14 protein-coding genes are annotated in these 18,382 nt (G+C 42.7%); 7 read left to right on the top strand and 7 right to left on the bottom strand.

The genetic code is table 11. From position 1 onward, the window contains the following. Positions 1-23: 23 nt before the first annotated feature. Positions 24-1,184 (bottom strand): transcriptional repressor XylR, encoded by a 1,161-nt coding sequence (xylR, locus tag MHH40_RS01100; RefSeq protein ID WP_050943942.1) that lies wholly within the window; start codon positions 1,182-1,184, stop codon positions 24-26. A 214-nt stretch (positions 1,185-1,398) separates the two neighbouring features. Between xylR and xylA the strand changes: the two genes are divergently transcribed. The 3 genes from xylA (at position 1,399) to MHH40_RS01115 (ending at position 5,044) form a co-directional block, all read left to right on the top strand. Then, the gene (gene xylA / locus MHH40_RS01105; protein ID WP_050943943.1) at positions 1,399-2,736 is read left to right on the top strand and encodes a xylose isomerase; all 1,338 of its coding nucleotides are present in this window, start codon (positions 1,399-1,401) and stop codon (positions 2,734-2,736) included. Between the two features lie 35 nt (positions 2,737-2,771). Continuing rightward, the gene (gene xylB / locus MHH40_RS01110) at positions 2,772-4,271 is read left to right on the top strand and encodes a xylulokinase (protein ID WP_050943944.1); all 1,500 of its coding nucleotides are present in this window, start codon (positions 2,772-2,774) and stop codon (positions 4,269-4,271) included. 89 nt (positions 4,272-4,360) lie between these two features. Next, positions 4,361-5,044 carry a glycoside hydrolase family 11 protein gene (locus MHH40_RS01115; RefSeq protein WP_050943981.1) on the top strand — a complete coding sequence of 228 codons (684 nt, stop codon included), beginning with the start codon at positions 4,361-4,363 and terminating at the stop codon, positions 5,042-5,044. A 51-nt stretch (positions 5,045-5,095) separates the two neighbouring features. On the opposite strand, the gene MHH40_RS01120 is transcribed toward MHH40_RS01115, so the two are convergent. Together MHH40_RS01120 and MHH40_RS01125 are read right to left on the bottom strand one after the other, a co-directional pair. After that, positions 5,096-7,132, bottom strand: a complete 2,037-nt coding sequence (locus MHH40_RS01120; protein WP_050943945.1) for a molybdopterin oxidoreductase family protein — start codon at positions 7,130-7,132, stop codon at positions 5,096-5,098. Between the two features lie 130 nt (positions 7,133-7,262). Then, positions 7,263-8,459 (bottom strand): cytochrome P450, encoded by a 1,197-nt coding sequence (locus MHH40_RS01125; RefSeq protein ID WP_050943946.1) that lies wholly within the window; start codon positions 8,457-8,459, stop codon positions 7,263-7,265. A gap of 471 nt (positions 8,460-8,930) precedes the next feature. On the opposite strand from MHH40_RS01125, the gene proC reads away from it, so the two are divergent. The 3 genes from proC to MHH40_RS01140 are packed head-to-tail and all read left to right on the top strand — an operon-like array spanning position 8,931 to position 12,164. Next, positions 8,931-9,728, top strand: a complete 798-nt coding sequence (gene proC / locus MHH40_RS01130; RefSeq protein WP_050943947.1) for a pyrroline-5-carboxylate reductase — start codon at positions 8,931-8,933, stop codon at positions 9,726-9,728. Between the two features lie 30 nt (positions 9,729-9,758). Then, complete coding sequence (proB, locus tag MHH40_RS01135; RefSeq protein WP_050943948.1) at positions 9,759-10,877, top strand: glutamate 5-kinase; 1,119 nt, start codon at positions 9,759-9,761, stop codon at positions 10,875-10,877. Between the two features lie 18 nt (positions 10,878-10,895). Next, positions 10,896-12,164: a glutamate-5-semialdehyde dehydrogenase gene (locus MHH40_RS01140; protein ID WP_050943949.1), complete on the top strand. Its 1,269-nt coding sequence runs from the start codon at positions 10,896-10,898 to the stop codon at positions 12,162-12,164. 60 nt (positions 12,165-12,224) lie between these two features. On the opposite strand, the gene MHH40_RS01145 is transcribed toward MHH40_RS01140, so the two are convergent. Continuing rightward, positions 12,225-12,791 (bottom strand): GNAT family N-acetyltransferase, encoded by a 567-nt coding sequence (locus MHH40_RS01145; protein WP_050943982.1) that lies wholly within the window; start codon positions 12,789-12,791, stop codon positions 12,225-12,227. Between the two features lie 86 nt (positions 12,792-12,877). Here MHH40_RS01145 and MHH40_RS01150 point away from each other — a divergent pair, with 86 nt between their 5' ends. Next, positions 12,878-13,699 carry a MerR family transcriptional regulator gene (locus MHH40_RS01150; RefSeq protein WP_050943950.1) on the top strand — a complete coding sequence of 274 codons (822 nt, stop codon included), beginning with the start codon at positions 12,878-12,880 and terminating at the stop codon, positions 13,697-13,699. 47 nt (positions 13,700-13,746) lie between these two features. On the opposite strand, the gene MHH40_RS01155 is transcribed toward MHH40_RS01150, so the two are convergent. From MHH40_RS01155 to MHH40_RS01165, 3 genes are all read right to left on the bottom strand, one after another. Continuing rightward, entirely contained in the window at positions 13,747-15,576 is a 1,830-nt protein-coding gene (locus MHH40_RS01155; protein ID WP_050943951.1) for an ABC transporter ATP-binding protein, read from the bottom strand. Beyond that, on the bottom strand, positions 15,573-17,306 hold the full coding sequence (locus tag MHH40_RS01160; protein ID WP_050943952.1) for an ABC transporter ATP-binding protein: 1,734 nt from the start codon (positions 17,304-17,306) through the stop codon (positions 15,573-15,575). The genes MHH40_RS01155 and MHH40_RS01160 overlap by 4 nt, the downstream gene beginning before the upstream one ends. A gap of 94 nt (positions 17,307-17,400) precedes the next feature. Next, positions 17,401-18,303 carry a LysR family transcriptional regulator gene (locus tag MHH40_RS01165; protein WP_050943953.1) on the bottom strand — a complete coding sequence of 301 codons (903 nt, stop codon included), beginning with the start codon at positions 18,301-18,303 and terminating at the stop codon, positions 17,401-17,403. Between the last annotated feature and the right edge of the window lie 79 nt (positions 18,304-18,382).

An 18,382-nucleotide genomic window follows, 5' to 3' on the forward strand; every position in this document is an offset into this window, starting at 1 on the left:
TGTCTTTTTTATCTATGAATTTGTCATGGTGAGAGGGTGGCATCTTGCAGGAAAGCTTCAATGACGAGAGATGTCATCCCTAATACTGGTGCGTTGTGTCCTAATGACGATGGAAGCAGCTCGACATGTGAACTGAATTGAGTATCCATCCTGGAGGAGACCTCCTCTTGAATCACACGTAGAACCGTTGGCTGCGCTTCAATCACCTTGTTTCGTAAAATAATCGCTTGCGGGTTAAAGGTATGGAGGACGTTTGTGAGACCAACCCCAAGGTAAAAGCCAAAGTTGCGCAGGGCATTGAGGGTTTTCATGTCATTTAACGTCGCCAGCTTTTCCAATTCTTGATGAGAGATGGGCTGATCATTTGTTTGAAGGGACTGAAACAAGGCTTTCTCAGATGCATACAGCTCCCAGCAACCACGGTTTCCGCAGCTGCATGTTGGTCCATTAAAGTCGATGGTCATATGTCCCATTTCACCAGAAAAGCCATATGCACCTCTGTATAAATGATGATTGATAATGATCCCGATTCCAATGCCGGTGCCGATGCTGGCATAGATCAAATGATCATAATGTTTAGCGGCACCAAAGATTTTTTCACCATATGCACCGGCATTTGCTTCATTTTCAATGAAGACGGGTACTTGGAATGCGTCTTGGAGCGTTGTTTTCATGTCAACATTTTTCCATTTAGAATGCGGCGTAAACACGATTTGTTGATCGGCATCCACTAGCCCAGGTATACATAGGCCAATACCTATGAGCCCATATGGGGAAGAAGGGATTTGGGCCTTCAACTGCTGTATTAATTCAGTTAATATGCGTATGGTCACATCAGGAGCGCTTGATGGGAGCTTGATCTGTTCTTCTTGAAGGATGGACCCTTCAAGGTCGGTTAAAATGCCATTGACATAATCAACGCCGACATCAATCCCGATGGAGCAGCCAGCACGTTTATTAAACATCAGTAAAACCGGTCTTCTCCCGCCGCTAGACTCACCTTGACCGATCTCATAGACGAGTTGCTCTTTCATTAATGTACTCACTTGAGAGGAAACAGTCGATTTATTTAACCCAGTGCGTTCAGATAATTTAGCTCTAGAAATTGGTGCATGCTGGAGAATTTCTTTTAATAATAGCTTTTGATTTATTTTTTTCACAAAGTTCTGATCAGCGATATCCATGTTATCCACTCCATTTGTTTCGTCTTTAGATTAAGTGAAGAAAAAAGCTGCTTTTCTACGCATGTAATCTGTAAGAAGGATGATTTTAACTTTATTATAACGAAAATATTTCTAAAAAACTAAAAAATATGGAAAATTCAAAGTGAATGGATCATCAATTGAACATTAGTTTGTTGAATCAACTTACAAAGTATATTCATAGGAGGAATAAAAGATGGCCAACTCAAATATGAAAACGTTACACAGCTTAGAAGGAATCGGAAAAATACAATTTGAAGGAAAACAATCAAAAAATCCACTCGCTTTTAAACACTATGATCCAAGTGAAATGATTGGCGGAAAAACAATGAAAGATCACCTGCGCTTCTCAGTCGCTTATTGGCATACATTGACTGCTGATGGAACAGACATGTTTGGAACTGGTACGATGCAGAGAGCCTGGGACTCCTATAGCGGAATGGATTTAGCAAAAGCTAGATTGGAAGTAGCCTTTCAACTGTTTGATCTATTGGATGTTCCGTATTTTTCCTTCCATGACCGTGACATTGCACCGGAGGGAGATACGCTTCAAGAGACGAATCAGCAATTAGACATCATTTTAGAAAGAATGAAAGAATACATGCGGGATAGCGGAGTCAAGCTGCTGTGGAATACAGCCAATATGTTCAAGCATCCTAGATTTGTACACGGCGCAGCGACATCTTGTCATGCAGATGTCTTTGCCTATGCAGCCGCACAGGTGAAAAAAGGCATCGAAACAGCTAAAGAACTTGGCGCAGAAAATTACGTTTTCTGGGGAGGACGAGAAGGGTACGATACTCTGCTGAATACAGATATGAAAAGAGAGCTTGATCACATGGCGTCATTTTTGCATATGGCTGTTGATTATGCAAAGGAAATTGGGTACACTGGCCAATTTTTAATTGAGCCTAAGCCAAAGGAGCCAACCACTCATCAATACGATGCAGATGCAGCGACATCTATTGCCTTTTTAAAGCAATACGGACTAGATTCACATTTTAAATTGAACATCGAGGCCAATCATGCGACGCTTGCTGGTCATACGTTTGAGCATGAATTACGCGTCTCAAGAATACATGGATTGCTCGGTTCTGTGGATGCGAACCAAGGGAATACGCTGCTTGGCTGGGACACGGATGAATTTCCAACCGATTTATATGCCACAACTCTTGCCATGTATGAAATTCTGCAAAATGGCGGACTAGGAACTGGCGGTCTCAATTTTGATGCAAAAGTGAGAAGAGCTTCTTTTGAGCTTGAAGATATTTTGTATGCCCATATTGCGGGCATGGATGCATTCGCAAAAGGACTGCGGGTGGCTCATAGACTCATAGAAGATCGTGTGTTTGAAGATGTGATCAAGCACCGATATCGCAGTTTTTCTGAAGGGATTGGCCGTGACATTTCAGAAGGAAAGGCAAACTTTCATACATTAGAAGAGTATGCGCTCAAGCACCCTTTAATCAGTAACGAATCGGGAAGAGAGGAACAGTTAAAAGCCCGGTTAAATCAATACTTGTTAGAAGATTGATTGAAGAAGCGGACCTGTTTTGAAGGAGTGAAGACATGAAGTATGTGATGGGAATTGATCTTGGAACGAGCGGAGTCAAAGCCATATTAGTAGATGAGAATGGAAAGGTGTGCGGCGAGGCCACTAAGCCTTACCGCCTCATTCAAGATAAACCTGGATATTGTGAACAGAACCCAGAGGAATGGGTTGAGCAAACAGTGGCTGCGATGAAAGAACTGATGGCAAGGCAGCCTGTCCTTTCAAAGAAAGTAGAGGGCATCAGCTTCTCTGGACAGATGCATGGTCTGGTTCTTTTAAATGAATCCCGCGAGGTGCTCCGCCCTGCAATTTTATGGAATGATACACGAACGACAGCGCAATGTACACATATTACAAAAAAACTGGGGGAACGGCTCCAACAGATCACGAAAAATCAAGCGCTTGAAGGATTCACACTGCCAAAATTATTATGGGTAAAGGAGCATGAGCCAGAAATTGATCAACAAATCGACATGTTTTTACTCCCAAAAGATTATGTCAGATTTCGATTAACAGGTTCTGTTCATATCGATTATTCTGATGCGGCTGGCACCTTGTTATTAAATATTGGAGAGCAAGCGTGGAGTGAAGAAATTTGTCAGGCATTTGATATTCCTCCTCATATTTGTCCGCCACTGATCTCATCAGAGGAAGAGGTTGGTACACTATTTCCGCACATTGCACGTGAGACGGGGATCGAAGAGGGTGCAAAAGTCTTTGCTGGCGGGGCAGACAATGCTTGCGGAGCAATTGGTGCTGGTATTTTATCCTCTGGCCGCACGTTATGCAGTATTGGCACATCTGGGGTCATTCTCTCTTACGAAGAGGATCATGAAAGAGAGCTTCAAGGAAACCTGCATTTGTTCCATCATGCAAAAAAAGACGCTTTCTACACAATGGGTGTGACCCTTTCAGCAGGATATAGCCTTAACTGGATAAAACATTTACTGGCTCCAGAGGAATCGTTCCAATCACTTTTAGAGGGTGCGGTTTATGTCGCGCCAGGAGCAAATGGATTGCTCTTCACGCCATATTTAGTCGGGGAAAGAACACCTCATGCGGATGCTATCATTCGTGGAAGCTTGATTGGATTAGACAGCCGGCATGAAAGGGCACATGTCGTTAGGGCTGTGCTAGAAGGGATTACTTTCTCGTTAAATGAATCGATCGCTTTATTCAGGCAAGCTGGGAAACACATAGATTCAATTGTTTCCATTGGAGGCGGTGCGAGAAGCCGGACATGGCTTCAAATGCAAGCAGACATTTTTCAGGCAGAGGTCATCCAGTTAGACAATGAACAAGGGCCTGCTTTAGGAGCAGCGATACTGGCCGCCGTTGGCTGCGGCTGGTATCCGTCGCTTGAAGCATGTGCGGAACAGTTTATCCATCAAGCAGCTGTCTATGAGCCAGAGCAGCAGCATGCAAGTATATATGATGATCTGTTTCATCTGTATCAAAAGATCTATACACAAACAAGAGATATCCATGCCGGGTTAGAACAATACCGTTCCGTCTAGCAAAAAGGGTGACATGAAAGGAGGTGATGAGCTCGCTTCATCTTAGAGTAGGCAGAACAATTTTAATGAAAAAAGGAGATGGATGGAAAATGAACTTGAAAAGATTGAGGCTATTGTTTGTGATGTGTATTGGATTTGTGCTGACACTGACGGCTGTACCAGCTCATGCGGAAACGATTTATGACAATAGAATAGGCAATCACAGCGGGTACGATTTTGAATTATGGAAGGATTACGGAAATACCGCAATGACACTCAATAACGGCGGGGCATTTAGCGCACAATGGAACAATATCGGAAATGCTTTGTTTCGAAAAGGGAAGAAGTTTGATTCCACTAAAACTCATCATCAACTTGGCAACATCTCCATCAATTACAACGCAGCCTTTAACCCAGGCGGGAATTCCTACTTATGTGTCTATGGCTGGACACAATCTCCATTAGCTGAATACTACATTGTTGAGTCATGGGGCACCTATCGCCCAACAGGAACGTATAAAGGATCATTTTATGCCGATGGAGGCACATATGACATTTATGAAACGCTACGTGTCAATCAGCCTTCTATTATTGGAGACGCTACCTTTAAGCAATATTGGAGTGTACGTCAAACAAAACGTACGAGCGGTACTGTATCCGTCAGTGAGCATTTCAGAAAATGGGAAAGCCTAGGTATGCCAATGGGGAAAATGTATGAAACAGCATTAACTGTAGAAGGCTACCGAAGCAACGGAAGTGCGAATGTGATGACCAACCAGCTGATTATTCGATAAAACGAAATGAAAAAAGCCAGCAGTTTTTGCTGGCTTTTCTTCTGTCTATGATCATTTTTCAACTTCCACTCTGCCAGAAAAGAACGTCGCACCGCCGCCCATATCTGCCAGCCGATCAGGTGTTAGCCCGTTAACTAGATGCTTTTTGCCTTTTTGATCTGCCCATAATCCTTGGCTGACCACAACACCAGGTAATACATTGTGACCGACTGACACGACAAGCTCGCATTCTCCTCGGTCATTGAGCACACGCACCATGTCACCATCTTCAATTTTTCTTGCCTTTGCATCTTGTTCATTCATATGAAGCTTCGGGAACTTCTCAAGCTTTTGATGCTTTTCATGAAGTGAGAAGGTCGAGTTAAGAAAATTATGATTCGGTCCCGGTATAAAGGTAAGCGGATATTCGCTTTCCTGATAAAGGGGCACGTAGGTAGGAAGCGCCGGATATCCGTCTTTTTTCATTTGTTCAGAATAAAGCTCAATTTTGCCGCTCGGGGTAGAGAGCTTTAAGTCTTGGAAAGGTCCTCGTTTTGCTTTGATCCATTTCTTTTCTTTTAATGTCTCGTATGAAATGTCCTCATAATGCGGATTTTCTGGATGATGAAGGGCTTGTTCCATGAGTTCCGCATCTGTCTCGCGTAAGGCTTCATCTTCAAAGCCCATCGCATGGGCTAACAAGCGGAACACTTCTGTATTGGATTTGCTTTCTCCATAGCGTTCAATCACTGGCTCTTGAATTTGAATATAATGGTGCCAGTATGATGTATAGAAATCCTCATTTTCAAAGGCGGATGTTGCCGGCAGAACAATGTCTGCATACTTAGCTGTCTCTGTTAGAAATAGGTCGTGAACGACTGTAAATAAGTCATCTCTCAGCAAACCTTCTCTTACTTTATTCGCTTCAGGCGTCACAACAGCTGGGTTGCACGAGTAGACAAAGAGTGAATCAATGGAAGGCGCTGCATTCGTCAGCACACTGCCTAGCTGATTCATATTAAATGATCTTGGCGTGCGTTCCTTTAATAAATCTGGCCGCTGAAGAGCTGTTTCATTATAGCTGAGAAAAGAAGAGTTTGATTTCATCGCACCGCCGCCCTTGTGGAGCCACTGACCAGTCAGGGCAGGGAGGCAGGAAATGGTTCGAATACTCATTCCGCCATTATCATGGTGCTGCAAACCATTGCCAATGCGAATGAGAGACGGCGATGTTTCTGCGTACATTCTTGCAAGTGTAAGGATGTCCTCTTTAGAAACCCCCGTGATGCCCTCAACAGTGTCTGGATCATACTGCTTCACATGCTCACGCAGCTCCTTATGACCGGTTGTATAAGATTCTAAAAAGGCTTCATCTGTCAGTCCTTCTTTAAAAAGAACATGCATGATGCCAAGGGCAAGGGCACTGTCAGTACCAGGTCGAAGCGGAATGAACCAATCTGCCATCCGTCCGGTTTGGTTCTTGTGTACATCAATCACGACAATCTTTGCTCCTTGCTTTCGCGCTTTTTGTGCGAGGGTGATTTGGTGCATATTGGTCGACACGGCATTGATCCCCCAAAAGATGAATAGTTTCGTATGAATGGTCTCTTCTGGATCTGTCCCAATGCTTGCACCCATTGTATATTTATAGCCAGTCGTTCCTGCTGACTGACAGATGGTCCGGTCTAATTGACTTGAACCAAGACGATAGAAAAAACGGCGGTCCATGCCTTCTGCATTCAGATTGCCCATATTCCCATAAAAGCTGTAAGGCAGAATACTTTCTGGACCTTTTTCTTCAATCAGTTTTGTCCATTTTTGCTGAATGGTTTCAATGGCTTCTTCCCACGTAATCGGAGCAAATTGTCCATCGCCTTTGCGGCCAACACGCTTCAAAGGAGTGGTCAGTCGCTTTTCATCATATAAACGGGCTGTGACATTCCGCACTTTATTACATATGTTGCCTTGGGTGACGGGGTGGTCTGGATCTCCCTGCACTTTTACGATCTTTCCATTTTCTTTATGTATCAACAGACCGCACTGATCCGGGCAATCTAACGAACAAACTGATTTGAATATTCCGTCTTTCATTGCTGTATAATCGGTCATGAATTTTTGGCTCCTTTTCTGAAATCCGTTATCACTTTATATGGACTTTATTTTAGCATGTTCGGAGGTGGAAGGTAAGAAAGAGATGATGAATTGAAGAAAATGAAAAAAAGCCCCTCAAAAGGGACTTTTAAAAACGGGTGACCTGTACAGGAAATTCTTTTACCCCAAAAACAAATGTGCTTTGAATAGGTTTTAGCTGATCTGCCGCACAGGTGATGTCTTGAAACGTCTGGAGTAAAACCTCAAGGGCAATGTTGCTCTCAAGACGGGCAAGCGGTGCACCGAGACAAAAATGGATGCCAAAGCCAAAGCTCATATGCGGGTTTGATTTCCGGTCAAGACGGAACGTATCCGGATCGTCAAATTTCTGTTCATCACGATTTGCTGAAGCAACCCAGCTAATGAGATAGTCTCCTTTTTTAATTTTTGAGCCTGCAATCTCAACATCCTCGGCCGCGATTCGCCCAATGGCTTGAACAGGCGGATAATAGCGTAGCGTTTCCTCGGTCAATTGAGGAATAAGAGAGGGGTCTTGCCGTACTGCTTCAGCGATATGCGGCTGCTCTGTTAGCAGTCTTACTGCATTAGTAATCAAATTGGTCGTTGTCTCATTACCAGCAACAAGTAATAGAATGCAAAAACCAAGTAGTTCATTCTCGGTTAAACGCTCACCATCGATTTCTGCTTGAATAAGAAGTGAGATCAGGTCATCAGCAGGGGATTCTTTTCGTTTTTGGATCAAGTGAGCAAAATAAGCGGACAGCTCTTCCTCTGCGCGTTTCTGCATATCGACTACTGCTTGAATGGCTTCTTTTGATTCATCCTTAGCACCTGCTACTAGGGCATCAGAATGTTTCTTAATGAACGCTCTATCCTTTACCTCTGCGCCGAGAAGCTCAGCAATAATCATGACAGGCAGGGGAGCTGCTAGATCTTGGACGATATCAAACGTACGCTGTTCCTTGACTTGTTGCAGCAGGTCATGTGTCAGGTCTCTAATGTTATCTTCTAATTGTTTAATCGCTTTTGGCGTGAATGCTTTATTGACGAGTGCTCTCATTTTTGTATGCTTTGGCGGGTCCATCGTTAAAATACTCGTTTTCGTTGTGCTTCTTCCTCGCTGTGATGAGAACACTTTTGGCTGCTTCAGAACAGACTGGATATCCGCATATCGAAAGAGATCCCAGCACTTTCTTGTTTCATCATATCTAATATCACTCTGGGCACGTAGCTCATTGTAAATAGGGAACGGGAAAAGAAGGTCATCGGTCGAACGGATTTCTTTCATTGGAATGACATTGATATAGTTTTCTTTCACTTTCATTATGAACGCTCCTTTTTCACTTAGTTTCCCTTTCACGGTATCACCCGTAAAATATCATTTCAACGGACATGTTTTCTAAAATATGTCAATAGTCTAATCGGAAGATTCAAGCGCATTCATCGTATAGGAAAATAGAAAGTCATTAAAAATGATAGCGCTTTCTAAAAAATAGAATTGAAGTCACCGAAACCAAAAATAAAATGGGGAATTCAGTCGAACGAAAGGGTACTATGATGCAAATACGAATAGTACTTTTGATCTAAAATGTTGTTTTGCAAAAGCGCAGTCAGTATACATACAGCAAGCGGTTGAACGCGTATTCGGGACTTTTGAAAAGCGCTGGCTCTTTCTTGACACGATTTCTCATCATGTTACGATAACTAACGTGCGAAAAACACGAACAAAAAGCGAACAAGGGAGAGGATCAATATCATTGATCAAAAGAAAGTTGCTTTCATTGGAGCAGGTTCTATGGCGGAAGGAATGATTGCCGGGATTGTGCGATCAGGACAAATGCCACTAGGCCAAATTTACGCAACAAACAGACAAAATCAAATTCGATTGAATGAACTAACGACACGTTACGGAATACAAACAGCCACAATGGATTCTTTTCCTTTTGAAGAAATGGATATACTGATCCTGGCCATGAAGCCAAAGGATGCTGAAACAGCACTTGAATTGTTAAAACCTCATATTCGGAGAGACCAGCTGATCATGTCTGTCCTTGCAGGCGTGAAGCAATCGTATATTGAAGATATGCTGCATGAAGGACAGCCCGTGATGAGGGTCATGCCGAATACGTCAAGTACGATCGGGGCTTCAGCGACCGCTTTATGTGCTGGACGTTATGTGAAAGACGACCATATCAGCATGAGTCAGGCTCTTTTATCTGAAATGGGCGAAGTGTATACCATTCAGGAAGAGCAAATGGATATTTTCACTGGAATTGCCGGAAGCGGACCAGCCTATTTTTATTTCTTAATGGAAAGAATCGAAGAAGCAGGAGAAGAAGCAGGTTTATCTAAGGAATTGTCTCGCCAAATTGGCGCGCAGACACTTCTCGGTGCTGCGAAAATGTTGCAAGAAACAGAGGAAGACCCTTCTACTCTGAGAGAGAAAATTACGTCACCAAATGGAACAACAGCTGCAGGACTGAATGCATTAGATGATTTTGGCGGAGGAGAAGCAATCAAGCAGGCCGTCAAACATGCTGCCAACCGATCAAAAGAGATCAGCAAACAGCAAAAACAAAAAGTATCTATATAATAAATAGAGCCCAGGTACAGGAGTGATAAGGTGTACGCAGATAAAGAGAGAAAACGAATTGTTGTAAAAATCGGAAGCAGCTCACTTACTAGCTTTCAAGGGGAGATTAGTTTAAAAAAACTAGAAAACCTCGTCAATCAAATTGTAAAACTCAAAGATGAAGGACACGAAGTCATTTTGGTTTCATCTGGTGCGGTTGCAGCTGGTTACCGAAAACTAGGATTTATCGATAGACCCAAAACACTGCCGGAAAAACAGGCATCTGCCTCAATTGGGCAAGGCCTTTTAATGGAATCATATTCTACTTTATTTTTATCACACGGTTATATTGCCTCACAGCTTTTAATCACAAGAAGTGATTTTTCAGATGAAACGCGCTATCAAAATGTGCGCAACACGATGAATGTGTTATTAGATCGAGGCATCATTCCGATTATCAATGAAAATGATACAGTGACGATTAACCGCTTGAAGTTTGGAGATAACGATACATTGTCTGCAAAAGTAGCTGGACTCATTGACGCGGATTTCCTTGCCATTTTATCTGATATTGATGGCTTGTATGAAGAGAACCCGCATACAAATCCGAATGCGAAAAGAATTCTTGAAGTCACAGACATCACAGAAGACATCGAAGCAGCAGCTGGAGATGCAGGCAGCAGTGTGGGCACAGGCGGAATGAAATCAAAGCTCGATGCGTTTAAAATTTCAATGGCAGCTGGCATTAACGGCTTTTTAGGCAAAGCGGATACGCCTCACATTTTAGACAAAGCCATTAATGGAACAGAGGACGGCACTTATTTTACCGCGGATGAAAATTTAGCACCGCTGAATTACAAGAAGCAGTGGATTGCCTTTCATTCTGGACCAAAAGGCGAGATTGTTGTTCAAAAGAAATCGCAGGAACACCTCATGCATAGGGAGAAATGCCTTGATTCGGGTGGCATTGTCAATGTAAAGGGTTCGTTTAAAAAAGGCGATGTCGTCCGCATTTTAGATCAAGATGGAAGAGAAATCGGGCTTGGTATTGTGAATTATCCATCTGACGAACTTGCACTGAGCAGTGACTCGTTGCAGGATGAAGTGGTTCATGTCGTCGATCTTGAAGCTTTTGTTTGTCATTTAGATTTATCGATACCAGTTTGCTAACCAAAAGGGAGGAATTCCATGACACTGACAGCTGAAGTTGTCACATCGGTCAAAGAAAAAGCGAAAAAAGCAAAGCACGTTTCAAAAAAACTAGGTTTACTTCATACAGAGGATAAAAACGAGGCACTGCTGAAACTAGCAGAAGCGTTAGAACAAAATAGCACGTTCATCTTGCAAGAGAATGAAAAGGATATAGATGCCGGGAAGGAAAAGGGATTTTCAGAGGCACTCTTGGATCGTTTAATGTTAAATGAAGAAAGAATTCATGAGTTTGCCGAAAGCTTGCGGCTTGTGACGAGATTAACAGATCCTGTTGGAGAAATATTGGATGAATGGACTCTTGAGAACGGCTTGCATGTGAAAAGCCGAAGAGTACCGCTCGGCGTGATCGGGATGATCTATGAAGCGAGACCGAACGTCACTGTCGATGCAGCAGGGCTTGCCCTTAAGGCAGGCAACGCAGTGATTTTAAAAGGCGGTTCCTCCGCTATTTCTTCCAACAAAGCCATTGTAAGTGTTATTCATGAAGCATTAGATCAAACAAAGATTCCGCGTGATGCGGTGCAATTGATAGAACAAACAGACCGTTCATCGGTTCAAGCGATGCTTCATCTAAAAGAATGGATCGATGTCTTAATTCCGCGAGGCGGAGCTTCTTTAATCAAAACCGTGGTTGAACAATCTACCATTCCTGTCCTTGAAACAGGAACAGGAAACTGTCATGTCTTTATTGATCAAACAGCCAATGTGAAAAAAGCCATTGAGATTGTCATCAATGCAAAAACGAATCGTCCGGCTGTATGTAATGCACTTGAGACGCTAATCATCCATCGCGATTGGCTGAAAGAAAATGCGGCATCGTTGAATGAAGCTCTGCTAGAGCACCATGTCACCGTACATGGCGACGAGGAAGCACTGTCTCATTTTTCAAACGCCATTCCTGCTGAGGAAGTGGACTGGACAGATGAGTATTTAAGTCTTGATCTTGCAGTAAAGGTAGTCGATTCAATCGAGGAAGCGATCCACCATATTGAAGAGTACGGTACAAAACATTCAGAAGCCATCGTGACAGAGGATGAAGAGCAGGCACTTAAGTTTTTAAACGAAGTCGATGCGGCGGCGGTTTATCATAACGTATCTACCCGTTTTACAGACGGAGGTGCACTTGGATATGGGGCTGAAATTGGCATTTCTACTCAAAAACTGCATGCAAGAGGTCCGATGGGACTTCCAGCACTCACGACAACGAAGCTGCTTCTGTCGGGTGACGGTCAGATTAGAAGCTAGATGAGATTCAAAAAACACTACCTTTTTTCATGGGGTAGTGTTTTTTGATGCTGATATTTATTAGCTAGAGCAGGTTTTCTTCATCACTTTCTCAAATTTAAAAAATTCAAATTCTTCAGGTGCTGAAGGCTTAGTTTCTTGATCAGCTGCATGAGGTGCGTTCGGATCTGGATGTTTCATATGATAAAATTCCACAATTTGAAAGCCGCACTTATTGACATAGAAATGAATGTTGCGTTTTTCAAAATACGGGGTCACAACCTCCCAAACAATCGTTTCTGGATATTGTGCCTCGATGGCTTTCCATGCTGCCTGACCAATGCCTTTTCCGTGTGAGGATGAAGAGATGTATAATAAGTCAACTGAGTTGTGGTGGGTCTCTTGGTTGATTTTAATGACAACGCCGCCTGCTTTTTCGCCATTTAGCATAATATGGTAAACGATGTGTTCATTCGAATGAAAAGATTCATCAATCACTTCACCTGGAGGAGTCGGTCCATCATGCGCATCGCCAAATGCGTCAATCACACCAGCTGTAAAAGCTTTCTGTAGCTCATTTTTCATAAAAGGGAAGTCCTCTTTTTTTGCAAGTTCTAATGCCACTTCATGTTGAGTGATGTTGTTCATGTTTTTATCCTTTCCAAGCGTAGTGGTGTTCTGCATGTTATCATAAAGGGTGGAGTAACTCCATAGTCAAGAGGGGAGCCTTAGTTATGATAAATGATGTGCAAAAAACATTTTTTACTGGAGAATTTGCCAAGCTATTTGATGTAAAGAAAGACACCTTGTTTTATTACGATAAAATTGATTTATTTAAGCCAGCTGGTGTTCATGAAAATGGGTACCGATACTATACACTTGAGCAATTTGATCATTTTATAGCGATTCAATCCCTTCGAGCTGTGCAATTTCCGATAAAAGAGTTAAAACAATATTTCACTGAGCCTTCCCGAGAAAGGCTCCAAAGCCTAGCAGCTGAACAAATAGAAAAGGTCAAACAAGAGATTGAAAAACTTCAAGATATCCAGTCTTTTCTTATGCGGGTCATGGAGACGACGCAGGAACTATCATCTGTCAAAATGGGGGAGGTCTTGTTTCAAGAGCTGCCAGAAGAACCAGTTGTATTAAGTGCACCGAACCCGATTGACATGAATACATCCGTAGAAGAAATATCTCGTATTGTTGGACATTTTCTAAAGGAAATTGGCATAAAAGGGGCTGCGGCAAATGGAGCTGTCTTAAAGAAGGAGCAGTTCCTTCAGCGTCAATATCATCAGTCAGATCAGTTGTTTTGCCGAATGGAAGCGCCGGAAGCAGTTAAAAAACCTGCGGGCCTTTATGCGGTGATGTATGATCAAGGATCATATGAAGTGATTGAATCTGCTTATTCGCGCTTGTTAGATGAAATTGAGAAAAAGGACATGATGCTGGATGGAGATGTATTTGAGGAGTATTTGCTTCATTCACTCATGTCTAAAGATGAAGCAGAGTATATAACGAAACTCAGTGTAAAAGTGAAAAAGCGTTTAGAGTAACCAAAAAAGGATAGACCGCATGGATGCGTGTCTATCCTTTTTTATCTTTAACCGACTTGATTCTCCGTAAATTGGCTCATATATAAGTCTGCATAGAAACCATTTTGTTTTAAGAGTTCGCTGTGCGTTCCTTTTTCAATGATAGTGCCATCTTTCATGACTAGAATAAGGTCGGCATCTTTGATCGTCGAAAGTCTGTGTGCAATAACGAAGCTCGTTCTGCCTTTCATCAACTCATTCATCGCCTTTTGAATGTGCATCTCTGTTCGTGTATCCACACTGCTCGTTGCTTCATCTAGTATTAAGATCTTTGGATCAGATAAAATTGCACGGGCGATGGTTAATAGCTGGCGCTGACCTTGGGACAGATTGCCGGCATCTTCTGTTAAGAGTGTGTCATATCCGTTTGGAAGCGTGCGGATGAAGTCGTCAGCATAAGCATGTTTGGCGGCTTTGATGACATCCTCTTTTGAGACGTTCTGCCTGCCATAGGCAATATTGTCGTGAATCGTCCCTTCAAAAAGCCACGTATCCTGAAGAACCATCGCAAATAAGTCGCGTACTTGATGACGGCTGAGGTCAGTTGTTTTGACACCGCCGATGCGGATAGAGCCTTGATCTAATTCATAGAAACGCATTAAAAGATTGATGATGGTTGTTTTTCCTGCGCCTGTTGGCCCAACAATCGCAACCGTTTGACCTTCTTTTACATCTAAAGTCAAATCTTTAATAATTGGATGGTCTTTTTCATATCCGAATTGAACTTGTTCAAAGCTCACATCGCCTGAAAGTGATTCAAGATCAATCGCTGCATCTTCCTCGGGACTTTCTTCTTTCTCATCCAGAATTTCAAACACCCTTTCAGCAGAAGCAATCGCTGATTGAACCAAGTTGGCGACACTTGATGCTTGCACTAGCGGTTGAGACATTTGCTGCGTGTATTGAATAAACGCCTGCACATCTCCGACACGAATATTCCCGTTAATCACAAGAATACCGCCGGCTACACTGACTGCCACATAGCCGAGGTTCCCGATAAACGTCATCACTGGCATCATTAAGCCAGAAATGAACTGTGCTTTCCTTGATGATTCATACAGCTGCTCGTTTAATTGATCAAATGTATCGATCGCTTTCTTTTCGTAGCCATATGCACGAACCGTTTGATGCCCTGTGAACATTTCATTAATATGTCCATTGATCATTCCTAGCTCTTTTTGCTGCGCTTTAAAATGTTTTTGAGAAAATGACGTAATGCCGCGAATGGCAAACAGGCTGAGCGGCAGTGTTAAACAAACAAGCAAGGTCAGCAGCGGACTAATCAATAGCATCATGACGACAATCCCAATAACTGTAATAACAGATGTAATCACTTGGGTGAGTGCCTGCTGAAGCGAAGTATTAATATTATCGATATCATTCATTACACGGCTCAGCGTGTCCCCGTGGGTTGTTTTATCAAAATACCGAAGGGGGAGACGTGTGAGCTTGTCATTTGCTTCTTGCCGTAATTCAGCAATGGTCTGTTGGGAGACACCCGCCATGACATATTGCTGAACGAATGAAAAGAGAGCAGCAACGACGTATAGCACGACAAGCAGCCATAAGATTCGTGAAATGACATCAAATTGTACAGCTGTTCCTTGTGTAAAGCTGTCAAACAGGGAAGAGGTGGCATCCCCGAGTAGCTTTGGACTAATGACGTTAAAGACGGTTGAACCGACTGCTGCAATGAAGACAATGATCAATTGAATCTTCCTTGGTTTTAAATAGCCAATCAAACGAAGCAGTGTTTTCTTAAATTCCTTTGGTTTTGCGACAGGTCCTCTAGGGTGGCCGCCTTTATGACCCATGCCGGAAGACATTTTTTTACTCATCCTCGCTCCACCTCCTGACCTTCCTGTGATGCAACAATCTCTTGATAGACAAGGTTCTCCTTCAGTAATTGTTCATGTGTACCGATACCTGCGATTTTCCCATCATCTAGTACGATGATTTTATCACTATGCTTCACTGTGCTGATTCTTTGCGCCACAATGATGAGGGCTGCATGCGCTTTTTCAGCTTCTAATGATGCCCGAAGCTTCGCATCTGTTTTATAATCAAGTGCTGAAAAACTATCATCAAACAGATAGAATGACGGCTTTCTCACTAGCGCTCTTGCAATAGAAAGACGCTGCTTTTGACCGCCAGATAGATTCGATCCACCCTGGTCAATTTCCGCATCGATGCCGCCATCTTTTTGCAAAACAAATTCTTCTGCCTGCGCCGTTCGCAGCGCCTGCCAGACGTCTTCATCGCTTGCATTCTGCCTGCCGAAGCGCACATTATCGGCAATGGTTCCACTAAATAAAACCGCTTTTTGAGAAACATAGCCCATCTGGCCTCTTAGTTTCTCCTGAGGCAGCTCTCTAATGTCTACACCATCTAGTGTAATCCGGCCTTCAGTTGCTTCGTAAAAGCGCGTCATTAGCTGGAGAAGAGTGGTTTTCCCTGAACCTGTACTTCCAATAATAGCTGTCGTTTCGCCAGTTTTGGCTTCGAACGAAATGTTTTGAACTGCCGGCTTTTCAGCATTTGAGTAATAAAATGACACATCCTCAAAGCGAATGGATTGTGCTGGCGCGCGCAGGTTAGGAACCGTTCCTTCATTGTCTTGAATTTTCGGTTCCATGTTTAACACTTCGTTCATCCGTTTAGCTGATGCTTGTGCTCTTGGGACCATAATAAAACTCATCGACAGCATAATCAGTGCCATCAAAATCATCATCGCATATTGGATAAAGGCAATGAGATTCCCTACTTCCATCTCTCCGGCATCAATTCGGTTTGCACCTAGCCAGACAATGCCGATATTCGTGAAGTTCATGATAATCAGCATAAATGGAAACAAGTAAGCCATTAAACGGTTGACTCTAAGGCCGGTATCCTTGTAGGATGTGTTGGCTTCTTGAAAACGCTCCTTTTCATCATCTACTCGGTTAAAAGCACGAATGACCCGGATGCCTGAAAGAGATTCTCGCATAATTAAATTCAGCCGGTCTGTTTTTTTCTGAAGCTGGCCAAAGAGCGGAATGGCTTTTCTCGACACCAAATAGATAAATCCGCCAAGAAGGGGAAGTGCTGCTAAAAAGATGAGAGACAGGACAGCATCGCGTGATACAGCTAAAATAATTCCGCCGACAAGCATAAGCGGGGCTCTCGTCATCATTTGTAAAATCATGATCGTGACATCTTGGACTTGTTTTACATCATTTGTTGATCTTGTAATAAAGGAAGACGTTCCGATCTTTTGAAATTCTTCTAATGAAAATTGTTCGACATGCACAAATAGCTGTCTTCTCATATCACGCCCGAAGCCAAGTGCAGTCTTTGATGACAAGTAGGACTTCCAGATCGTGAGTAAGATGGCAAGTAAAGAACAGGCCACCATCCAGCCGCCAACCTTCCATATGTAAGCAATATCTCCTTGGACGATCCCGACATCGACGATATCTGCCGTAAGCGTCGGTAAATACAGCTGGAGCATACTGCTTAAAAAGGTGAGGATCACAATGGAGACAACGGACAGCCGATACGGCTTTAAAAACGATAAAATTGATTTCATACGAATACCTTTCTTCCATATAGTGTGTTGTTCTGTAACTCATCATATACAAAGAGGGATTATTTCCACAAATGAAATGTCTTGTTTTAATGAATTATTTATATTGTTCAATTTTAGAAAAGAAATCCTTCACAAACACATAAAAATCATGAGCAGAAGGAGACATTTCTCGTGATTTAGAAGCAATAATTCCAACCGTTCTTCTCACTTGCGGAAAATCGATCGGAATTTTCACTGTAAAGCGCGGTGTGGTTTCATAAAAGGCGCTTTCGGGTAATAAGGTAACTCCCATACCCGCTGATACGAGACCTTTAATGGCGTCTAAATCTTCTCCTTCTGATGAAATGGTTGGCTCATAACCTGCCTGCTTACAAGCATCAACCGCAATTTGTCTCAGGACATATCCTTCCGGAAATAACACGAAATGATCTTTTCTTAAATCACTTAAATGAATACTCCTTTGTCCGCTAAAGGGGTGGCTGACAGGCAGCAAGGCATAAATGCTTTCTGAAAACAAAATATGTCCTTCTATTTGAGGATCGTTTGTCGGTACGGGTCCTAAAAAGGCGAGATCAATATCTCGATTTTTTACAGCTTCAATGAGAAATTTATAGGATCCTTGACGAAGTAAAAAATCGACCTCTGGGTATTCCTGTTTAAAGGCGGAAATGACAGAAGGTAGCACTTGGCTTGCTAGGCTAGTAGGAAAGCCGATATTGACGGTTCCTTTGTGTGGATCTAAATATTCATCAATTTGTTCTTTCGCATAATCAATGGCTTTTAGAGCCGTTCTGACATGATCTAAAAATTGTCTGCCGATCTTCGTTAATTTGATATTTCGTCCTTCTCGTTCGAATAAGGCCACTCCAAGCTCTTCTTCTAAATTCGCAATCTGCCGGCTGATCGCAGATTGGGCAACATGTAAGTTTTCAGCCGCTTCTGACACGTGTTCACGGTCTGCGACTTCTACAAAATAACGTAACTGACGAAGCTCCATTTTTACACTTCACACCCATCTATCTCAAAAAGAGATTGTTTTCATCTAAATTATATATTGTTTATATTAATTTGAAAAC

Origin of the sequence: Bacillus sp. FSL K6-2431, from assembly GCF_038005165.1 — a bacterium.
GTDB classification, from domain to species: domain Bacteria; phylum Bacillota; class Bacilli; order Bacillales; family Bacillaceae; genus Bacillus; species Bacillus pumilus.